Source organism: Nostoc sp. JL23 (assembly GCF_017115065.1).
In the GTDB taxonomy this organism is placed as follows: domain Bacteria; phylum Cyanobacteriota; class Cyanobacteriia; order Cyanobacteriales; family Nostocaceae; genus Nostoc; species Nostoc punctiforme_A.
The window spans coordinates 23,551-40,635 of record NZ_JABXKN010000156.1 but is presented as its reverse complement, the minus strand read 5'-3'; the positions used below and the strand labels follow the sequence as shown (position 1 = coordinate 40,635).

The following is a 17,085-nucleotide window of genomic DNA, read 5'->3' as shown; positions in this document are numbered from 1 at the left end:
ACTAATTTAGCCTTTTTAGAGTTAGTGTAACTATCTATGTAAAGTTTTGTATCAGTATTCAACATTTCTGCATCCGAAACTTGTGACTGATAAAAAAATCTTGAAAATAATTGGACTTCTTATATAATTTACATAATTAAATATTGATTTGGCAATCTTTTATAAGATTAACCTTAAATACAAAAAAATCAAACAGAGCGTATAGTAATTCTCGGAAAAGTGAAAACAACTACAGGGTAAATCCGCAAAGTTTATTGCAAACTGCTGTCAGATAAGGAAGTTGAGAAATAAGGAGCAGGTCGGGGTATTTAAACATTGTAATTCATACAACAGTTTGTGATAGACTTCTGGCTGTTGATGAATCCAATACAAAGCCTAAGCGAGGGCAGTAGCAGTAGTTTCGTGACCAGCATTGAGTAAAGTTAAGAGGTTATCTCTTAATTCGGCATCGCTCATGCTCTCGCCATTTTCATCTTTTGCTTTTATTAGCAAGCTTAGAATATCGAAATGACTCGATTGCACTTGTTGGCGGTGTAAACGCGAAAATTATTAGCAGGTTTGCGTTATGGTGTTTTCACTTCTATTGTTGAGTTTGAACCTCTACCTTTGCATCCGATTCATCTCCACTTTGAGAAACTTTTTCTGGGCCGCACTGTACAGGAGTTACTGCTGTACCTTGAGTGAGTCCATGTTTCGTTGTGGTGTCGTAGGCGTTGTTATCAGTATTTGCTTGGGCGTAAGTATCGTTAAAAATCTTGTCAGATACTGAGGTTGTTTTGCCAAGAAGCTTTTTGTGTAAATCTTTAAAAGCCTTCTCGTCAATACTAATGTGCCCATTCTCGTGTGTATCAAGAGCGCTATAAAACCTTGCCCATTCTTTTTTAACGGGTTCGCATTGTTGGTCGAGTTCCGTCCAGACGGGCATTGCCTTAGTTTCTGTTACTAAAATATCTGCTTCGTAGACAATTTCATCGGATTGATCTTCTGCTTGGTAAGTTTTGACATCTTTTGTGGGGGCACAAGTAACACTGCCCGCTTCGCCTTTTCCTTGTGATGTTAAGTTTGTAATTGCTTCGGTAATATTTTTTCCCGAAGCAGTAATTGTGGTATTCTTTTTGTCAATTTTAGTTGTCCCTTTTTTGGGCGGCATACCACTAGATGTCTGTTCAACAGGGGCTGGTGCTGTAGATGCATCGCTTTGTTTCTGCACTTTTCCTGTCTGCTGTACTACATGGGTTAACTCATGGGCTGTCAACTCGTTATTACCAGGTGATTTCTCGGCGCTAAAGTAAACATCACTACCATGAGTAAAGGCCTGCGCTCTCAATGACTTATTCATCTGCGTAGCATTGGAGTCAGTGTGTACTCGCACATTGTCGAATTTACTACCAAAGCGTGGTTCCATAAAGTCTCGCACTTCGGGAGATAACGGGCTTCCTCCACCCTTACTATTATTTAACTGACTTTCAATATTGTCTTGGGTCTGAACGCTGTTATCACTAACGCGTTGTAGCGACAACTCGGTTTGTCCTTCTTGTTTTTCTTGCTCACAATCTGCACATTCTCGTTGTACTATATGTGAATCTATTCCACCGATATTTATATTTGACTTAGGTCTAGGTAGAAGCATAATCTGGTCAGCTGACTGGGGGGCTGACTGCTCATACTGGTCTTTTGGCTGGCTACCTATAAGTTGCGGCTGTGGACGACGCAAAGATATCCGACTAATGTCGTGAACAAGAGGCCTTTCTTTGATAGCTTCTGGTTCTAATGATTGCTCATTAGCAGACGAGGCTTCTTGAAGGTCGCCTGCTACTTCCATGACTGTATCGAGTGGAGTATTATTATTTGTTGGTAAACCAAAACCGCGTGTTGGATTGGCCAATGTGGGAATATTGGATGAGACAAGCGATGGATTCGTAAAATTTGATGTCCCGATGTGGGGTCGCTTCCATGTGGGTAAAGGCAAAGCGGCTTGTCTTTTAATGTCGCTCATCTCTCAATTCCTACATTTTCTAGATTAATTAGTAACCTCTTATCTATTGCATTCCAGTATCTTCTATACAAAAATATAACTATTTTATTGACATACTTATATATAGACTTTAGTCTAGTTTTGTCATCATTAAGCTAGCAAATACTCAATAATTGACATCTAGTGAAATTAATTATGCCTTCTTCAGAACACATAATTAATTTCACCGATAGATGTCTAATAAATAGCTAACGAACCGTTCCCCGCAGAGCTTCAGTATCAATTGGTTTGATGAGATAAAGTAACAGCAGATTCCAAACAATTGCTGCAATCAAAGGTAGTTTGCGAATTAGCTTCACCAATTTTGGATTATAACTACCTTCAATCTCTGCAATTTTCAAGTTGTAACCTGCACAGCGTTGCAGACGTGGGAAAAACTTAGGATGTTCGGTATTCAACATCACCGGAAAAGCCCGTCCTGCGGTTTCATTGGTGTTGCGGACAACTTGAATATCAAATTCTGTGGCATCAAGTCCCAGTGATTTGTAGAACCCGGAACGTTCATGAACTGTCAGGGTGTGAGTAGCAAATACTGATAGCAAGAAAAAGCGACTCCACAGCCTAGATTTCCAGGTGTTCCAGAGTTGCGGTTGAGAACGCAATAATGCTTTAAATATATCCCCGTGGCGGTTTTCGTCCTGACACCAACTCTCAAAGTAGCGGAATATGGGATAAAACTGGTTTTCTGGGTGCTTTTCTAAATGCCTGAAAATAATAATGTAACGCCAGTAGCCGATTTTTTCTGAGAGGTAAACGGTATAAAGTACCCATTCAATCGGGAAAAAGGTATAAGTGCGGGTTTTAGTAACAGTGCCTAAATCAAGGGAGAGTTTAAAATCGGCCATTGCTTTGTTGAGAAATCCAGCATGGCGGGCTTCATCACGCGCCATCATTTGAAATATTTCCGCTAGCACTGGACTGCGATTTTTTAGCTTGCGGGATAATTCCTTGAATAGCAAGAAGCCGGAAAACTCAGAAATGCAAGAGCGTTCCAAATACTCTATAAACGCCTGCCTTGCTTCACCGGTAATGTGTTCCCAAGACTGCTCAAACGCTTCATCGCGAACAAAATGGTGGCGGTTGTAGTCTGTCCGCATTTCTGTTAACATTGCCTGCAACTCAGTTTCCTGGGCAGACAAATCCAGCTTGGCTGCGGTTTCAAAATCTGTAGTATAAAACCGCGGGGTGAGTACAGTTTCTTTGCTGGGGGTTTTAACTTCTAGCTTAGGTAGGGTGTTAACCATGAGTAATGAGGCAATCGATTCAATAGTTCTATAACTATAAAGTTATGATAAATATGATTATTTAGCTAGACCTCTTCACAATCCTTTAGTAAAGTCGGAATTTCTGAATTTTTCTTCAACGGGTCGCACACCCAGAATTCCCCAATTTCAGCCAAGCTTGAAGGTGAGTAATGGGCGCTCTGGGAGTGGTTACTGGGTACTGGGGAAGAAATTTTTTTAAGGATTGGTTGGGGTCTGAATCCCGATTCAAATTTTCCCAATCCCCAGTCCCTAACTCAATCATAATTCTTTCCTTCTGCCCCCTGCCTCCTGCCTTCTGCCTCCTTCACCGCAGTAATTCCTCAACTTGATGTTGGCTCCACAAAGTTCTGTATAAACCCTGTTGTTGTAAAAGTTCTAAGTGATTGCCGGTCTGAACAATTTTTCCCTTTTCCATTACAAAAATTCGGTCAGCCGCCGCCGCCGCTGATAATTGGTGCGTAATAAAAATTACTGTCTTACGTTCAGTACCACTGGAGAGATTTTTGAGGATTTGCGTGGCTGTTTGATTATCTACACTAGAGAGAGCGTCATCCAAAATTAACACTGGAGCATTGACTAACATTGCTCGAGCCAAAGCAGTACGTTGCCGTTGACCGCCAGAAAGATTAATACCGCGTTCGCCAACAATAGTTTCATATTGCTGGGGAAAATTGTGAATTTCTGATTCAATTTGGGCAAGTTTAGCGACAGATTCTACCTGGTGTTGTTCGCTAACTGGATCGCCGTAGCGAATATTATTTTTGATTGTAGTGCTAAATAGAAAGCTATCTTGAGGAACGTAGGCGATCGCACCTCGTAAATCTGTCAAAGCGATCTTAGTAATATCTAGCCCATCTAAAAACAATTGTCCTGATTCAATATCCAACAAGCGCGGTAAAGCATTGGCCAAAGTAGATTTCCCCGAACCAATTGCCCCAACAATCGCTACAGTTTCTCCAGGAGCAATGGTAAAGTTAACATTTGCTAAAGCTGGAGTAGTGGAACCCGGGTAACTGTAGGTAAGATTTTTAGCTGTCACTTCGCCTTTGAGTTCAGCCATTGGCAGATGTATGGCATCAGCTGCATCTTTAATTTTTGGTGTGACAGAAAGAATAGATTCAAGCCTATCGATACTAACTTCACCGCGTTGGTAGGCAGTAATTGTGAATCCTAAAAGAGCAGTGGGAAAAACCAGGCGCTCTACATAAATTAACAATGCTAAAAAATCGCCAACCTGAAGTGTCCCAGCAGACATTCGTGCCGACCCTAGCCAGATGATTACCAGTGAACTGATATTAGCTAGCCCACCAATTAGCGGAAACAGTGTATTGCGGATTTTTGCCAATTCTAGGTTAGCAGTCAATAGCTGCTGATTTTTCTTGGCAAAAGCTCGACGCTCGTTTGCTTCTTGAGCATAGATTTTAATTAAGGCAATGCCACTAATATCTTCCTGGATGAGTTCGCTGATGTCAGAGAGTTGCTCTTGGACTTTTGCTTGTTGTTTGCGTAAGCGATCGCTAAACAGACTCACCAACAAGAGCATAAAAGGGTACACTGCTAGGGCGGCTAGGGTGAGATCCACACTAATCGCTAGCATTACTGGCAGTGTCAGGGCGTAAGCAAACACCGTATTTGCCAAACTCAAGACCGCAAAACCTAATAACCGCTTGATATTGTCCACATCACTAGTAGCCCGACTAATCAAATCGCCAGCAGTATTACTGGCAAAATAAGCAGGCTCCAGCTTGAGTAAGTGTTCAAAAATCCGTTGTTTCAGGTCAAATTCCACCTGCCGTCCCACCCCAAATAGCCAAATGCGTGATGCCATCCGCATTAGCCACATCGCCGAACTGAGCAAGACAATGACTACTACGTAATGTAGTATTTGGTTCCAGATGAAGGTTGTTGAGAGTTTGTCAACACCAGCACGAATCAACCAAGGGATATAAACACCCAGTGCATTGACAGACAACAAAGCGAGAATGCCCAAGGAGGCTTCCCGCCAATGGGGTCGTAGATAAGCACTGAGTTTAGCGATTCGTCGAGATTTTGCCATTAAAGCAATTGTGCAACTTTATCATCTAGATTAACTGCTAGTCCAAGAAGGCAGCTATGCAGAGGAAATATCGCTGGTTATAAATTCAGCTTTTGTTACCTCTTTTAACTGGATAGTCATTGCCGTTCGGTACTAGTAGTTCACCACAGAAACTTTAATGAAGAAACAAGTTCGTAGTCAGGACTTTAGCCCTGGGATTGATCGCTCAAGCGCTCACTACGAACTAAGTATTGTTCTCTTGCCTGATTAACGCTGAACACGCATGAACCTGTAAACTTCAAGGAGATAACTTTCCCAAGTTCTTGTTGTAAATTGCAAAGTTTGTGAATCCGGTACAAAGTCTTCAAGTCGTAAACCGCGTGTGCGAATATCTTGAGGATTTCCTTGTAACAGGTACGGAGGCACTCTCAAATTATAAGAAAGAATGCGATCGCCCGTTACATCTGAAATGTTCGCTGTGGTGGGTTGCCCTAATGCCACCAGTGTCCCGGATGTTGGTGTAGCACTAGCGACAGATGTTTCACCCGTCATTGCTAGAGGTGCTCTATAAAGGAAATAGGCGACTGCTGGTGTACTTGCTAACAGCAAAATCGTCAGTGCCCAACCGATCAAGTATCCTCCTGGTTTCTCTATTCCACCTCCTTTGATTTTCTGAGCGGCAAGAATCATCAGTAAAACAGAGGCTCCTAGAGGCTTGAGTGGAAAAGATAGCATCCTCCACAACGACGCCACAGCAGGTTCATTGGGGTTAAGAAATGATAGGGCTACGATTACCAAGATAACGACTAAGATTAATCGCCCGACAAAAGTTCCAGAAGGATAAAATCGCTGGAACAGAGAATATACGATAGTGCCAATCAGCAGCCACAGCAGTACCCGGCTTAACAATAGAAACATAGACTAACTCTCAAATTTGCTGGTGCAGTGAGCCAGTGTGGTGGTGTTCGCGTAGCGTCTCCGTTAGGAGAGGCAGTCCGTTTCGATCGGGGTTGCCCCCAGAAAAGACTGCTATGCATGGTTTCCCTGCATAAAACAACTGGCGAATTCTTACTGATAGCGACGTTATAAGCGTCACCCGTAAGGCTCAACCTAGAGGTTTCGGGAAATGGATTTATTTTATTGTCAAATTGTAATCGTACTGTTTGACTTAAAATTTCTCAAACCTCACACCCAAAGACTACCGTCGTAGTGATTTTAGTGCAATTTTTTGACACTGCGTCTATTATTTATAATTTTCCAGAAGAGTAATATAGTACCGGTAAACTAAATTAATTAAGTAATCGACTCAAAAGGAAAAACTATGTCGCCTGGAAAGCCTACTATTCTCGTAACGGGAGGAGCTGGATATATTGGTTCCCATACAGTGCTTGCTTTGAAGAAAGCGGGTTATAACGTTGTCATACTTGATAATCTGGTCTATGGACATCGCGATCTAGTAGAAAAGGTTTTACAGGTAGAACTGATAATTGGGGACACAGGCGATCGCGCTTTGCTCGATCATGTATTTAAAACCCACGATATTTCTGCGGTGATGCATTTTTCTGCTTATGCCTACGTAGGAGAATCGGTGACTGATCCGGCCAAATATTACCGCAACAACGTCCTTGGTACTTTGACCCTGTTAGAAGCGATGCTGACAGCATCTGTAAAGAAATTTGTCTTTTCTTCTACCTGTGCCACCTACGGGGTACCGCAATTCGTGCCCATTCCAGAAACCCATCCCCAAAATCCGATTAATCCCTATGGCGCTACAAAGCTGATGGTAGAAAGGATTCTCTCTGATTTTGATGTCGCTTACGGTTTGCAATCAGTGCGTTTTCGCTATTTCAATGCTGCTGGTGCTAATCCCGATGGCTTACTGGGCGAGGATCACAACCCAGAAACCCATTTAATTCCTTTGGTGCTAATGACAGCTTTAGGCAAACGAAAATCCATCTCAATTTTCGGCACAGATTACCCCACGCCCGATGGTACGTGTATTCGAGATTATATTCACGTTAATGACTTAGCAGATGCCCATATTTTGGGATTGGAATATTTATTAAAAGGTGGCGATAGCGAAGTTTTTAATTTGAGCAATGCCAGCGGCTTCTCTGTTAGAGAAGTCATTGCGGCAGTCGAACAAGTCACAGGGATTTCGATACCAGTAGAAGAACACGATCGCCGTCCTGGCGATCCCCCAATTCTCATTGGCACCAGCGACAAAGCCAGAACAGTCTTAGGCTGGCAGCCTCAGTATCCATCTATCCAAGATATTGTCGCTCACGCGTGGCAGTGGCATCAGAAGCGACATAAATAAGGGTATGGGCATAGGGCATGGGGCATGGGGCATAGGGCATTGGGCATTGGGCATTAGTTATTCCACTGTTGCTTTCCCTGCTCCCCCTGCTCCCCTGCTCCCCTGCTCCCCTGCCCCTCTGCTTCCTCCCTACTCCCCACCCCTCCTCATACTTTGCATGACGACAACTAAGATGCCGATAAATCCGAGAATTGGCAGTGCGATCGCCCAAGTTGGTAATTGTTGAGATTGACCCTCTACTAAATCACCATTGACATCTCGCAGGTTTCGTGTACTTTGTGTAGACCCGCCTCCTGCCACAGTCACTTCAAACTTGAATTCAAAGGGTTTGAATCTTGCCCCAGAGACAGGTTTTCCATTTAGTTGCAACTGATAAAGCCCTGGTTTGGGAAAGACAACTTCTGCACCTGGAATGCCTTTATAACGTTCGGCTGCCACAGGTTGTAACTGTGGTTCTAACAGTGGTGGCTCTCCGGTTGCATAAGGTTCGGCATAAACAGCCAACTGACAATTACACTGTGACAGGGGAATCACCTTTCCACCTCTGCGGGTAAGTGCAAACCAGGCTTGGCTTGGTTCTCCAGCACGGGGATTATCATTTGGTTCAATGTGGAGAGTGCCGCCAACATCTGAGGCTACTTCCACCTTATGAGCAAAAGCAGGGTAAAGATTAGTTATTGAGATAACTAAGCAACTCAGGAATAATAAATACTTTATTGTTCCTTGATTTTTCCAGAAAATACCTTTTTGAGGGTAACGCCTCTGTTTTTGACTCGTTAAAATGGAGCCAGAAAATAAGGATGATTTACCGCGATTTGGTTGGGGGAACATAAAACTTTTCTACGGCTAACTTTGACCAGAAAAAGCGCGATCGCACTAGCAAGACACTGAGAGTAACAATTACCATCAGTACTGCCGCTAATTTATTTCCCCAAGTTGATTGCAAGGAACCCAGGTAATGGGAACCAATCAACACAGTATGAATGGCACTCAAGAGCAAGGCTGGCACACCCAATAGATGAATCTGTCGCCAACGCTTGCCCAAAGATTTTTGCAACGATTCCCAACTTGTAAAAGCGGCGGGGGACATTAATACCAATGCTACAGCACCCGCAGCCATCCCCCACTGAAATTCTGGTGGCAAAAACGAAAAGGCGGCAAAATTCCATTGCAATGAGTGTTCTATCATGTGGAAGGTGTGAACCACAGAAAGCACAAAAGATCCCACACCCAAGCCGCGACGATAACGCAGTGGTGAAGCCCACAACCCACTAATCGGGCGCGCAATTAACGCCAAAATTAAGCAGATTAAGGCGGCGTGTCCGGTGTAATCTACCATTGTGTCGCCAGTCCGCAGCAAGGTGATGACGCCAATGGTGAGTGTTACCCAACCACCTAATCGAAACAACTGACTGCGCCTGTCTTTACTTACCAATGATGTGGAAACCCCTACACCTAACATCGTGGGCAAGGTTCCCAAGCCAAAAGCCAGCATAGTAGCTGTACTCATCCATAAATTGCCAGTTTCAGCGGCTTTAATTTGGGCAGCATACAGGAAACCACAGGGCATTAAACCCCAAGTCATCCCTAAAAGCATTGGCGTCCACCATTTGGTTTTTAAGGAAAGTTTAACCATTCCTCTGCTGAGGCGATCGTGTAAACTACCTTGCAATAGGGGATGTAACACGGGAATACGCGGTAGTAAATCGGGTTTTACTTGTCCTAAGCCAAACCAAATCAACATCACACCAGTCAGAATTGCCATCCAGCGCCGGAAGTCGCTGCCAACACCCGCTAGCTGTCCACCTTGCAGTAATACCGAACCTAGCGCCCCAATGCCAGCACCGACTAGAGCATAGCTCAACATCCGCCCCAGGTTTAGCAGGACATGAAATTTTAATTGCTGTTGCCAAGTATCGGGCTTTTCTAAGGTTGATATCCGTCCCAAGGAGACTGTTTGTGGAATTTTCGGCTGATGAGACAGAGAAAATGCCACTGTTAGCGGGCCACACATCCCAAAGCAGTGTCCAAAACTCCCCAGGAACCCCAGGATTGCAATCAGCAACAAATCTACCATAAAAAAAGTTCCGAGTTCTGAGTTATGAGTCCTGAGTGTCCGAATAAAGATTTTGAAGAAGTAATAAGAAATTTTTTCTTTTCTTCTTTACTCAGTACTCAACACTCCTCTAGTGCGGAACTGTAAGTGAAGTTGCGATCGCTGTCAAAAGACAAAGCGTCAAACTTGATATTTTCTCTATTGAAGAAGAATTCAGAAGCGTCTCCGGCTCCGCTCCTGACTCCTAAATTCTGTTCGATAAATTAATTTTACTTATAATAGACCATAAAAAAATAATACGAAATAATCTTTTTGGAAATGTTTTATGTTTTTATTTCCTAATAATTACTACTAGCGATCGCTACATTGATAATGTTGTACCGAAAGCCAATAAACAAGTTGCAAAAATTTATCCAAAAACAAAGTTATCTACATATAGGGGTTTTTCTGGCAACTCTCTTGAGCATTATATTGTTCAGTTGGGTAGCACTTTCGCAGCAACCAGTTACCCTCAATTTGTTAATGACTGCCCCTGATGCCGAACCTTGGAGGCAGGGTTTAATTAGAGACTTCGAGGCTGAGAACCCAGGTATTCGCATTAACTTGGTTGAAGGGCCGAATGCCACAAATTTGCTCGAAGACCTATATACCTCATCTTTTATCTTGGGTGAATCCCCTTATGACCTGATCAATATGGATGTGATCTGGACATCCAAGTTTGCTGCTGCGGGATGGTTGCTACCTTTAGGCGATCGCATTTCTAAACAGGAGTTGGCAGAATTTTCACCCCAGGATGTAGAAGGGGGACGTTATCAAAACCAGCTGTACCGCATTCCAGTGCGTTCCGACGTGGGAATGCTCTACTACCGGGAAGATTTAATCAAACAAGCGGGATTGCAACCGCCAGAAACCTTTGATGATTTGCTCCAAATTTCCCAAGTCTTGCAGAAGAAAAATCAGGTGAAGTGGGGCTATGTTTGGCAGGGTCGCCAATATGAAGGACTTGTGGCGATGTTTGCAGAAATCCTTGATGGCTTTGGTGGCTTCTGGGTTAAACCCGACACCCTCGAAGTTGGACTAGATCGACCAGAAACATTACGAGCCATTGAGTTTCTGCGTAGTACGGTTAAAGAAGGCGTTTCTCCTCCTGGAGTCACAACCTATCAAGAAGAAGACACCCGCCGTTTGTTTCAAAGTGGTCAAGTAGCGTTTTTACGCAGTTGGCCTTATGCGTGGCCTTTAGCCCAGGCAGAAAATTCGCCAATCCGGGGCAAAATTGCAATTAAACCGATGGTTCATGCTCCTGGGAAGACGGGAGCGGCTTGTCTAGGGGGCTGGGGTTTAGGGATTGCGAAATCTTCTCAACATCCTGAAGAAGCTTGGAAAGCAATTAAGTATTTTACCAGTCGGGAAGCACAGCGCCGATTCATTTTCAGTGCCGGCTATGTGCCCAGTCGTCGGGAACTGTTTACAGACCCAGGTATTGTTGCGAAATACCCCCACTATCCACAGTTATTGCAGGTCGTAGACAATGCAGTTTTACGTCCGCCGATCGCGCAATATGCTCAGACATCAGATATTTTACAGCGTTATCTCAGCGCCGCCTTATCCGGTCGAATGAATTCGGAACGAGCAATGCAAGCTGCTGCTGCCGAAACGCGGCGACTGTTGGGGGCAGGGAGCAGGGGAAAGTAAGTCAAAAGCTAAAAGTAAAAAGTAAAAAGAAAAGAATTAAGACTTCATCAGTTCTATGCTTGCCCTTTAACTTTTGACTTCTTAGCCAATTTCATCTGTAATGCCAATTGCTAATTAAGATCAACAGTAGAAACACTCATTTATCCGGGAGTAACAAACGTGGCAATTATTCAAGGCACCCCTGGAAACGACTATTTAACTGCGACTCAAGGAAACAATCAAATAAATAGCTATGAAGGCAATGACACTCTAATAGGTGGGTCGGATAACGACTACTTAGTTGGAGGAGGAGGTAATGACATTCTCACTGGTGGTACTGGTAGAGATACCTTTGTCCTGAATTACTCAGGTAGCGGTATTGATACAATTACAGACTTCTCAGTTTATGACGATCGTCTTGAAATTACTACCCCTCCTATTGATCCTATTGGCAGCGTCAATTACGCCAACGGTTATAAAGGCGATGACACTCTAATAGCTAGATCAGGTAAAGACTACTTAGTTCGAGGAGGTGGTAAGGCCATTCTCACTGGTGGCCATGAATCTTCTCTAACAATAGTTGGTTGGGGTATCAGATTACCTGATTATTTCAGCTATAACGGAACAAATGGTGCTCTATCTTATCATAGTCAGCAGTTAGCTTGGCTGCCTCTTAACCTTGACTTTGCTAACGTTTTAGGACTTACGCAGTAACAGAAAAGTCAAAATAGTAGGTATGATTTTCAAGGCTTCTAATTAGATTTTTCAATTACCTTTTTGCGATACCTTTCTTGAAAAGTTCAGTTGCCTTTGGCGTTGCCGCAGGGATCAGCAGGAACCGCATATCTGACTTTTCGCTGTGGTTTTTGCTAGTTTATGTAAGCAATAAAGGGTGATTTGCAAAAGGCTGAAACGACGTATTTAGGTTGATATACAGGATGATTCTTTGGTAAAGTGCGTAAGTCCTAAAATTCATCCAGTCACTACTGTCACAACAGCGGATTAGTAATCAAAAAACCTAACCTTCCAGCAGAGTTACCTGGAGAGGGGTAGGGGCAAAGGTTCGCACCAACATTACTAAGGTGATGTTCTATCTTGCAATGAAGTAACTTTCAAGGTTAGGAGACAAGTTCTGTGAGTTTCAGAAACTGGTTTGGTCACGGTTGTCACTTAGGGTTGTTGGGCTTGGTGATTCTAGTAGGTGCGATTGGAATAGAAGGAGGCAGCACATCCGCTCAGGTGACTCCCGATCCCTCTGTGGGAACTCAAGTAAAGCGAATCGACGACATCACCTTGGATATTACAGGGGGTACAACCGTTGGCAATACAAATTTATTCCATAGTTTCAGCAACTTTAGTGTTAAACCTGATGAGGTAGTCAGTTTCCGTAACGTCGGTACTATCAACAATATTTTGGTGCGAGTTACAGGGGGAAAACCCTCTGACATCCAGGGAACACTTCAAGCTAAAGGTAAAGCTAATCTCTTTTTAATAAATCCCAACGGCATCATATTTGGAGGAAATTCCCAATTAATTATTGGCGGTTCATTTATCGCAACAACAGCCAGTGCGATCCGGTTTCTAGGTGGTGGAGAATTTTCTATGACTTCACCCGTCAATCCGCTTAACCCCTTGCTGAGAGTTAATCCTTCTGCATTTCTATTCAATCAAATTCTATCTCAGCCTATTAAGTCGATTCAAGTCAATGAAGCAACTCTATCCGTTCCTGAGAGTCAGAGTTTAGTGCTATTGGGAGGCGATGTGAATTTAGAAGGAGCGGTCATGGATGCTCCAAATGGTCGAGTCGAATTAGGAGGATTGGCAGGAGTAGGAACGGTAGGGTTGAACATTGATAACAACAATTTCGGCTTAAGTTTTCCTGATAGTGTAGCGCGATCAGATATATCTCTTACCAATTATGCAGCAGTAAATGCTAGTGGTGAAGGCGGTGGTGCTATCCAGATACAAGGCAGGCGCGTTACACTCGCCGATAATTCAAGTATTGCGGTTGATACCCTAGCCTCAAAATCGGGGGGAACATTAGTGGTAAACGCATCGGAGTCAGTAAAACTCTTGGGAGGAAGCAGGCTGTCGACTGAGACAACAAGCTCTGGAAATGCCGGAGAATTAAGGATTGAAACTGGGCGGTTGATTATTCAAGATGGGGCGCAGGTTTCAGCTTCCACTTCTTTACAATCTACAGGAGGGGGAGGAACTTTGTCTATCAATGCAAGGGACTCTATCCAACTCATTGGAACTTCTCCAGAAAATAATCCCAGTGGCTTGTTTACTGTAACACAAGGCGCTGGAAATGCCGGAGAATTGAAGATTGAAACTGGGCAGTTGATTATTCAACATGGGGCGCAGGTTTCAGCTTCCACTTATAAAGAATCTACAGGAGAGGGAGGAACTTTGTCTGTCAATGCAAGGGACTCTATCCAACTCATTGGAACCTCGCCAGAAAATAATCCCAGTGGCTTGCTTACTGTAACACAAGGTGCTGGAAATGCCGGAGAATTAAAGATTGAAACTGGGCAGTTGATTATTCAAGATGGGGCGCAGGTTTCAGCTTCCACTTATAAAGAATCTACTGGAGGGGGAGGAACTTTGTCTGTCAATGCAAGGGACTCTATGCAACTCATTGGAACTTCGCCAGAAAATAATCCCAGTGGCTTGTTTAGCCTAACACAAGGCGCTGGAAATGCCGGAGAATTAAGGATTGAAACTGGGCAATTGATTGTTCAAAATGGAGCAAGAATTTCAGCTTCCACTTCTGGGGAGTCTACTGGAAATGGGGGAAGCATCATAGTTAAGGCTGAAGAATTAAATGTCTTAAAAGGTGACATAACTGTGAGCAGTCAAGGCACAAAAAAGGCAGGTGATTTGGAAATCACTGCTCGTTCTATCAAATTGGATAATCAAGGTAGGCTCATTGGGCAAGCTAACTCCGGTGATGGTGGCAATATTACGCTGAACTTGCAGGACTTATTGCTACTGCGCCGCAAGAGTGAAATTTCTACTTCAGCAGGCACTAAAGGGGCTGGTGGAAACGGAGGTTATATCACCATCAATGTCCCTCATGGCTTCATCGTCGCTAAACCAAATGAAAACAGCGACATCACCGCCAATGCTTACGATGGTAAAGGGGGAACAGTCACAATCAACGCTACTAAGATTTTTGGAATTGCGTCACTAACTAGCGAAGACCTTAAAAGGTTGCGCCCTACCGATTCAGACCCGCGTCACCTTATGACAAATGATATTATAGCAATTTCCCAAACAAAACCTAATTTAAGCGGCATTGTAGAAATCAACACGCTTGATGTTGACCCCTATCGAGGATTATTAATTAACTTACCAGCCGTACCAGTTGATACTCAAGTGTCGCAAGTCTGTCAAGGGCGCACAGCACAAAATAAAGGCAGTTTTACAATCACTGGACGTGGGGGTTTACCCCGCAATCCCTATGACCTTCTTTCTCCTAATGCAGTTCTGGCAGATTGGGTAACTTTCGACCCAAGGGGTGAAAACCCCGTTAGTACAGATGTTTCTACTCAGGCAACTAACCCGACACCAGCGCCGATTATGGAAGCGCAAGGGTGGGTGAGAAATGCAAAAGGAGAGATTGTACTAACGGCTTATGCGCCTACAACCACGCTTCATAGTTCGTGGCAGAAACCAGCTAATTGCCGTAGCGATTTTTAGATCGCCTGTCAGAGATATTATTTACTATGTTGAGCTAACCTGCGGAATGTCGGTTTTAACTTCATCTTGGGAGCAAGGGGAGCAAGGGGAGAAGAATTAATAGCCAGTTCCCAGTGACAAATGACAAAGCGCAAAGTCTGAGCAGAGGTTTCCTCCGATCTGAACTTTGTAAGAGAGGACAAATGACCGATGACAAATTTACATACACTCAAAAATCGAGAACAACAGACAGCCTGGATTTTATTAACACCCGCATTGCTGCTGTTGTTGTTTGTATTTGCCTACCCGATTTTACGAGCATTCTGGTTAAGCGTATTTACTAGAAATTTGGGAACAGAGCTACAACCTGTATTCTCTGGTTTGGAGAATTATGTACGGATGGCGGGGGATGGTCGTTTCTGGCAGAGTTTGTGGGCAACAACCGTGTTTACAACAGCATCGGTAATCTCAGAACTACTGCTAGGACTGGGGATTGCCTTAGTTCTCAATCAGGCGTTTTTTGGGCGGGGCATAGTGCGTACAACCGCGATTATACCTTGGGCTTTGCCTACTGCCTTGATTGGTCTGGCGTGGTCTTGGATTTTTAACGACCAGTTTGGGGTTGTGAACGATATTCTGCGGCGATTGGGGCTGATTCAGACTGGGATTAACTGGTTAGGAGATCCAACACTGGCGATGATAGCAGTGGTTTTTGCTGATGTTTGGAAAACTACGCCGTTTATCAGTATCCTGCTGCTAGCTGGGTTGCAGTCGATATCACAAGACCTCTATGAAGCTTATTCGGTCGATGGGGCAACTGCTTGGCAAAGCTTCCGCAATATTACCCTGCCACTGCTGCTGCCACAGATATTAATTGCAGTGCTATTTCGGTTTGCTCAAGCTTTCGGAATTTTTGACTTGATTGCAGTGATGACTGGGGGTGGCCCTGGTGGCGCTACGGAAGTGGTGTCATTGTACATTTACTCTACGGTGATGCGCTACTTAGATTTTGGGTATGGAGCAGCCCTGGTAGTGGTGACATTTTTAATATTGATTGCGGCGGTAGCGATCGCTAGTTTCTTACTTAACAAATATCGTGCCAAAACATCAGGAGCCATTTAAGCCATGAGTGTAACTCCACAAGCAGTTCCAACAACTCCAAAACGAACAGTGGGAACCAAGTTTTCTCTGAAAAAAATCTTGCTGTTCATCATAGTTGTATTAATAGTCCTATTTAGCCTAGCACCAGCTCTATGGCAATTGCTGACCTCGTTTAAAGTGAATGAGGATATTGCCGCCGTTCCTACTGTCTATTTCCCCACACGATTCACTTTCAATCACTACATTGAGTTATTTACTCGTCGTCCATTTTGGCGCTACATCTTCAACAGTGCCTTTGTCTCGATTACTTCCACAGCTGTAGCTTTAGCGATCGGCGCACCTGCGGCATATGCCCTCGCACGATTACGCCCTTGGGGTGAACGAGCTATCCTCGCCAGCATTCTAATTGTCACCTTATTTCCTGGAATTCTCTTGTTCTTAGGACTATTAGAAATTATCCAAGCGCTGAGATTGGGTAACAATTATCTGGCGCTGATTATACCCTATACTGCGATCAATTTGCCGCTGACAATTTTAGTACTTAAAAGCTTTTTTCAACAATTACCAAAAGACTTGGAAGATTCCGCTAGGGTCGATGGCTACAACACCTTTCAACTACTCTGGCAAATCGTGCTACCCATGACCCTTCCCGCCTTGGTGACTACTGGAATCCTCACCTTTATTTTTGCTTGGAACGAGTTTATTTTCGCTCTGACGTTTATGACCCGTGAAGAGTTGAAGACAATTCCCGTTGCTGCCGCTCAGTTGGGTGGTGCGACAATATATGAAATTCCCTATGGACCGATCGCTGCTGCTACTGTCGTCGGGACATTACCCCTAATTTTACTAGTTTTGTTTTTCCAGCGCCGGATTGTCCAAGGTCTTACCGCTGGTGCTGTAAAAGGATAAGGGAAA

General features: G+C 43.8%; 13 protein-coding genes. 6 read left to right on the top strand and 7 right to left on the bottom strand.

The window, feature by feature from the left end:
* Positions 1-375 precede the first annotated feature (375 nt).
* From HWQ42_RS35690 to HWQ42_RS35120, 5 genes are all read right to left on the bottom strand, one after another.
* Positions 376-492, bottom strand: a complete 117-nt coding sequence (locus HWQ42_RS35690) for a cytochrome P450 (protein ID WP_334813362.1) — start codon at positions 490-492, stop codon at positions 376-378.
* Between the two features lie 88 nt (positions 493-580).
* The gene (locus HWQ42_RS35135) at positions 581-1,996 is read right to left on the bottom strand and encodes a DUF4157 domain-containing protein (protein WP_292820730.1); all 1,416 of its coding nucleotides are present in this window, start codon (positions 1,994-1,996) and stop codon (positions 581-583) included.
* 227 nt (positions 1,997-2,223) lie between these two features.
* A complete protein-coding gene (acsF, locus tag HWQ42_RS35130) occupies positions 2,224-3,279 on the bottom strand; it encodes a magnesium-protoporphyrin IX monomethyl ester (oxidative) cyclase (protein WP_292820727.1) in 1,056 nt (351 codons plus the stop codon).
* A 325-nt stretch (positions 3,280-3,604) separates the two neighbouring features.
* Positions 3,605-5,356: an ABC transporter ATP-binding protein gene (locus tag HWQ42_RS35125; RefSeq protein WP_292736513.1), complete on the bottom strand. Its 1,752-nt coding sequence runs from the start codon at positions 5,354-5,356 to the stop codon at positions 3,605-3,607.
* Positions 5,357-5,602: 246 nt separating this feature from the next.
* Complete coding sequence (locus HWQ42_RS35120) at positions 5,603-6,253, bottom strand: hypothetical protein (RefSeq protein WP_292820724.1); 651 nt, start codon at positions 6,251-6,253, stop codon at positions 5,603-5,605.
* 403 nt (positions 6,254-6,656) lie between these two features.
* On the opposite strand from HWQ42_RS35120, the gene galE reads away from it, so the two are divergent.
* Positions 6,657-7,655 carry a UDP-glucose 4-epimerase GalE gene (galE, locus tag HWQ42_RS35115; protein ID WP_292736517.1) on the top strand — a complete coding sequence of 333 codons (999 nt, stop codon included), beginning with the start codon at positions 6,657-6,659 and terminating at the stop codon, positions 7,653-7,655.
* Between the two features lie 129 nt (positions 7,656-7,784).
* Here galE and HWQ42_RS35110 read toward each other — a convergent pair whose 3' ends face one another.
* Both HWQ42_RS35110 and HWQ42_RS35105 read right to left on the bottom strand, forming a co-directional pair.
* Positions 7,785-8,486, bottom strand: a complete 702-nt coding sequence (locus HWQ42_RS35110; RefSeq protein WP_292820721.1) for a hypothetical protein — start codon at positions 8,484-8,486, stop codon at positions 7,785-7,787.
* Positions 8,461-9,732, bottom strand: a complete 1,272-nt coding sequence (locus HWQ42_RS35105; protein WP_292820718.1) for a sulfite exporter TauE/SafE family protein — start codon at positions 9,730-9,732, stop codon at positions 8,461-8,463. Before HWQ42_RS35105 ends, HWQ42_RS35110 begins: the two co-directional genes overlap by 26 nt.
* 351 nt (positions 9,733-10,083) lie before the next feature.
* Here HWQ42_RS35105 and HWQ42_RS35100 point away from each other — a divergent pair, with 351 nt between their 5' ends.
* The 5 genes from HWQ42_RS35100 to HWQ42_RS35080 all read left to right on the top strand — a co-directional run bounded on the left by HWQ42_RS35100 (position 10,084) and on the right by HWQ42_RS35080 (position 17,079).
* Positions 10,084-11,406, top strand: coding sequence for an ABC transporter substrate-binding protein (locus HWQ42_RS35100; protein ID WP_292820715.1), 1,323 nt, complete (start codon positions 10,084-10,086; stop codon positions 11,404-11,406).
* A gap of 159 nt (positions 11,407-11,565) precedes the next feature.
* A complete protein-coding gene (locus tag HWQ42_RS35095) occupies positions 11,566-12,099 on the top strand; it encodes a hypothetical protein (RefSeq protein WP_292820712.1) in 534 nt (177 codons plus the stop codon).
* A 420-nt stretch (positions 12,100-12,519) separates the two neighbouring features.
* Positions 12,520-15,090 (top strand): filamentous hemagglutinin N-terminal domain-containing protein, encoded by a 2,571-nt coding sequence (locus HWQ42_RS35090; RefSeq protein ID WP_292820709.1) that lies wholly within the window; start codon positions 12,520-12,522, stop codon positions 15,088-15,090.
* A gap of 189 nt (positions 15,091-15,279) precedes the next feature.
* Positions 15,280-16,191, top strand: coding sequence for a carbohydrate ABC transporter permease (locus HWQ42_RS35085; RefSeq protein ID WP_292820706.1), 912 nt, complete (start codon positions 15,280-15,282; stop codon positions 16,189-16,191).
* A gap of 3 nt (positions 16,192-16,194) precedes the next feature.
* Positions 16,195-17,079, top strand: coding sequence for a carbohydrate ABC transporter permease (locus HWQ42_RS35080; protein WP_292736531.1), 885 nt, complete (start codon positions 16,195-16,197; stop codon positions 17,077-17,079).
* Positions 17,080-17,085 lie beyond the last annotated feature (6 nt).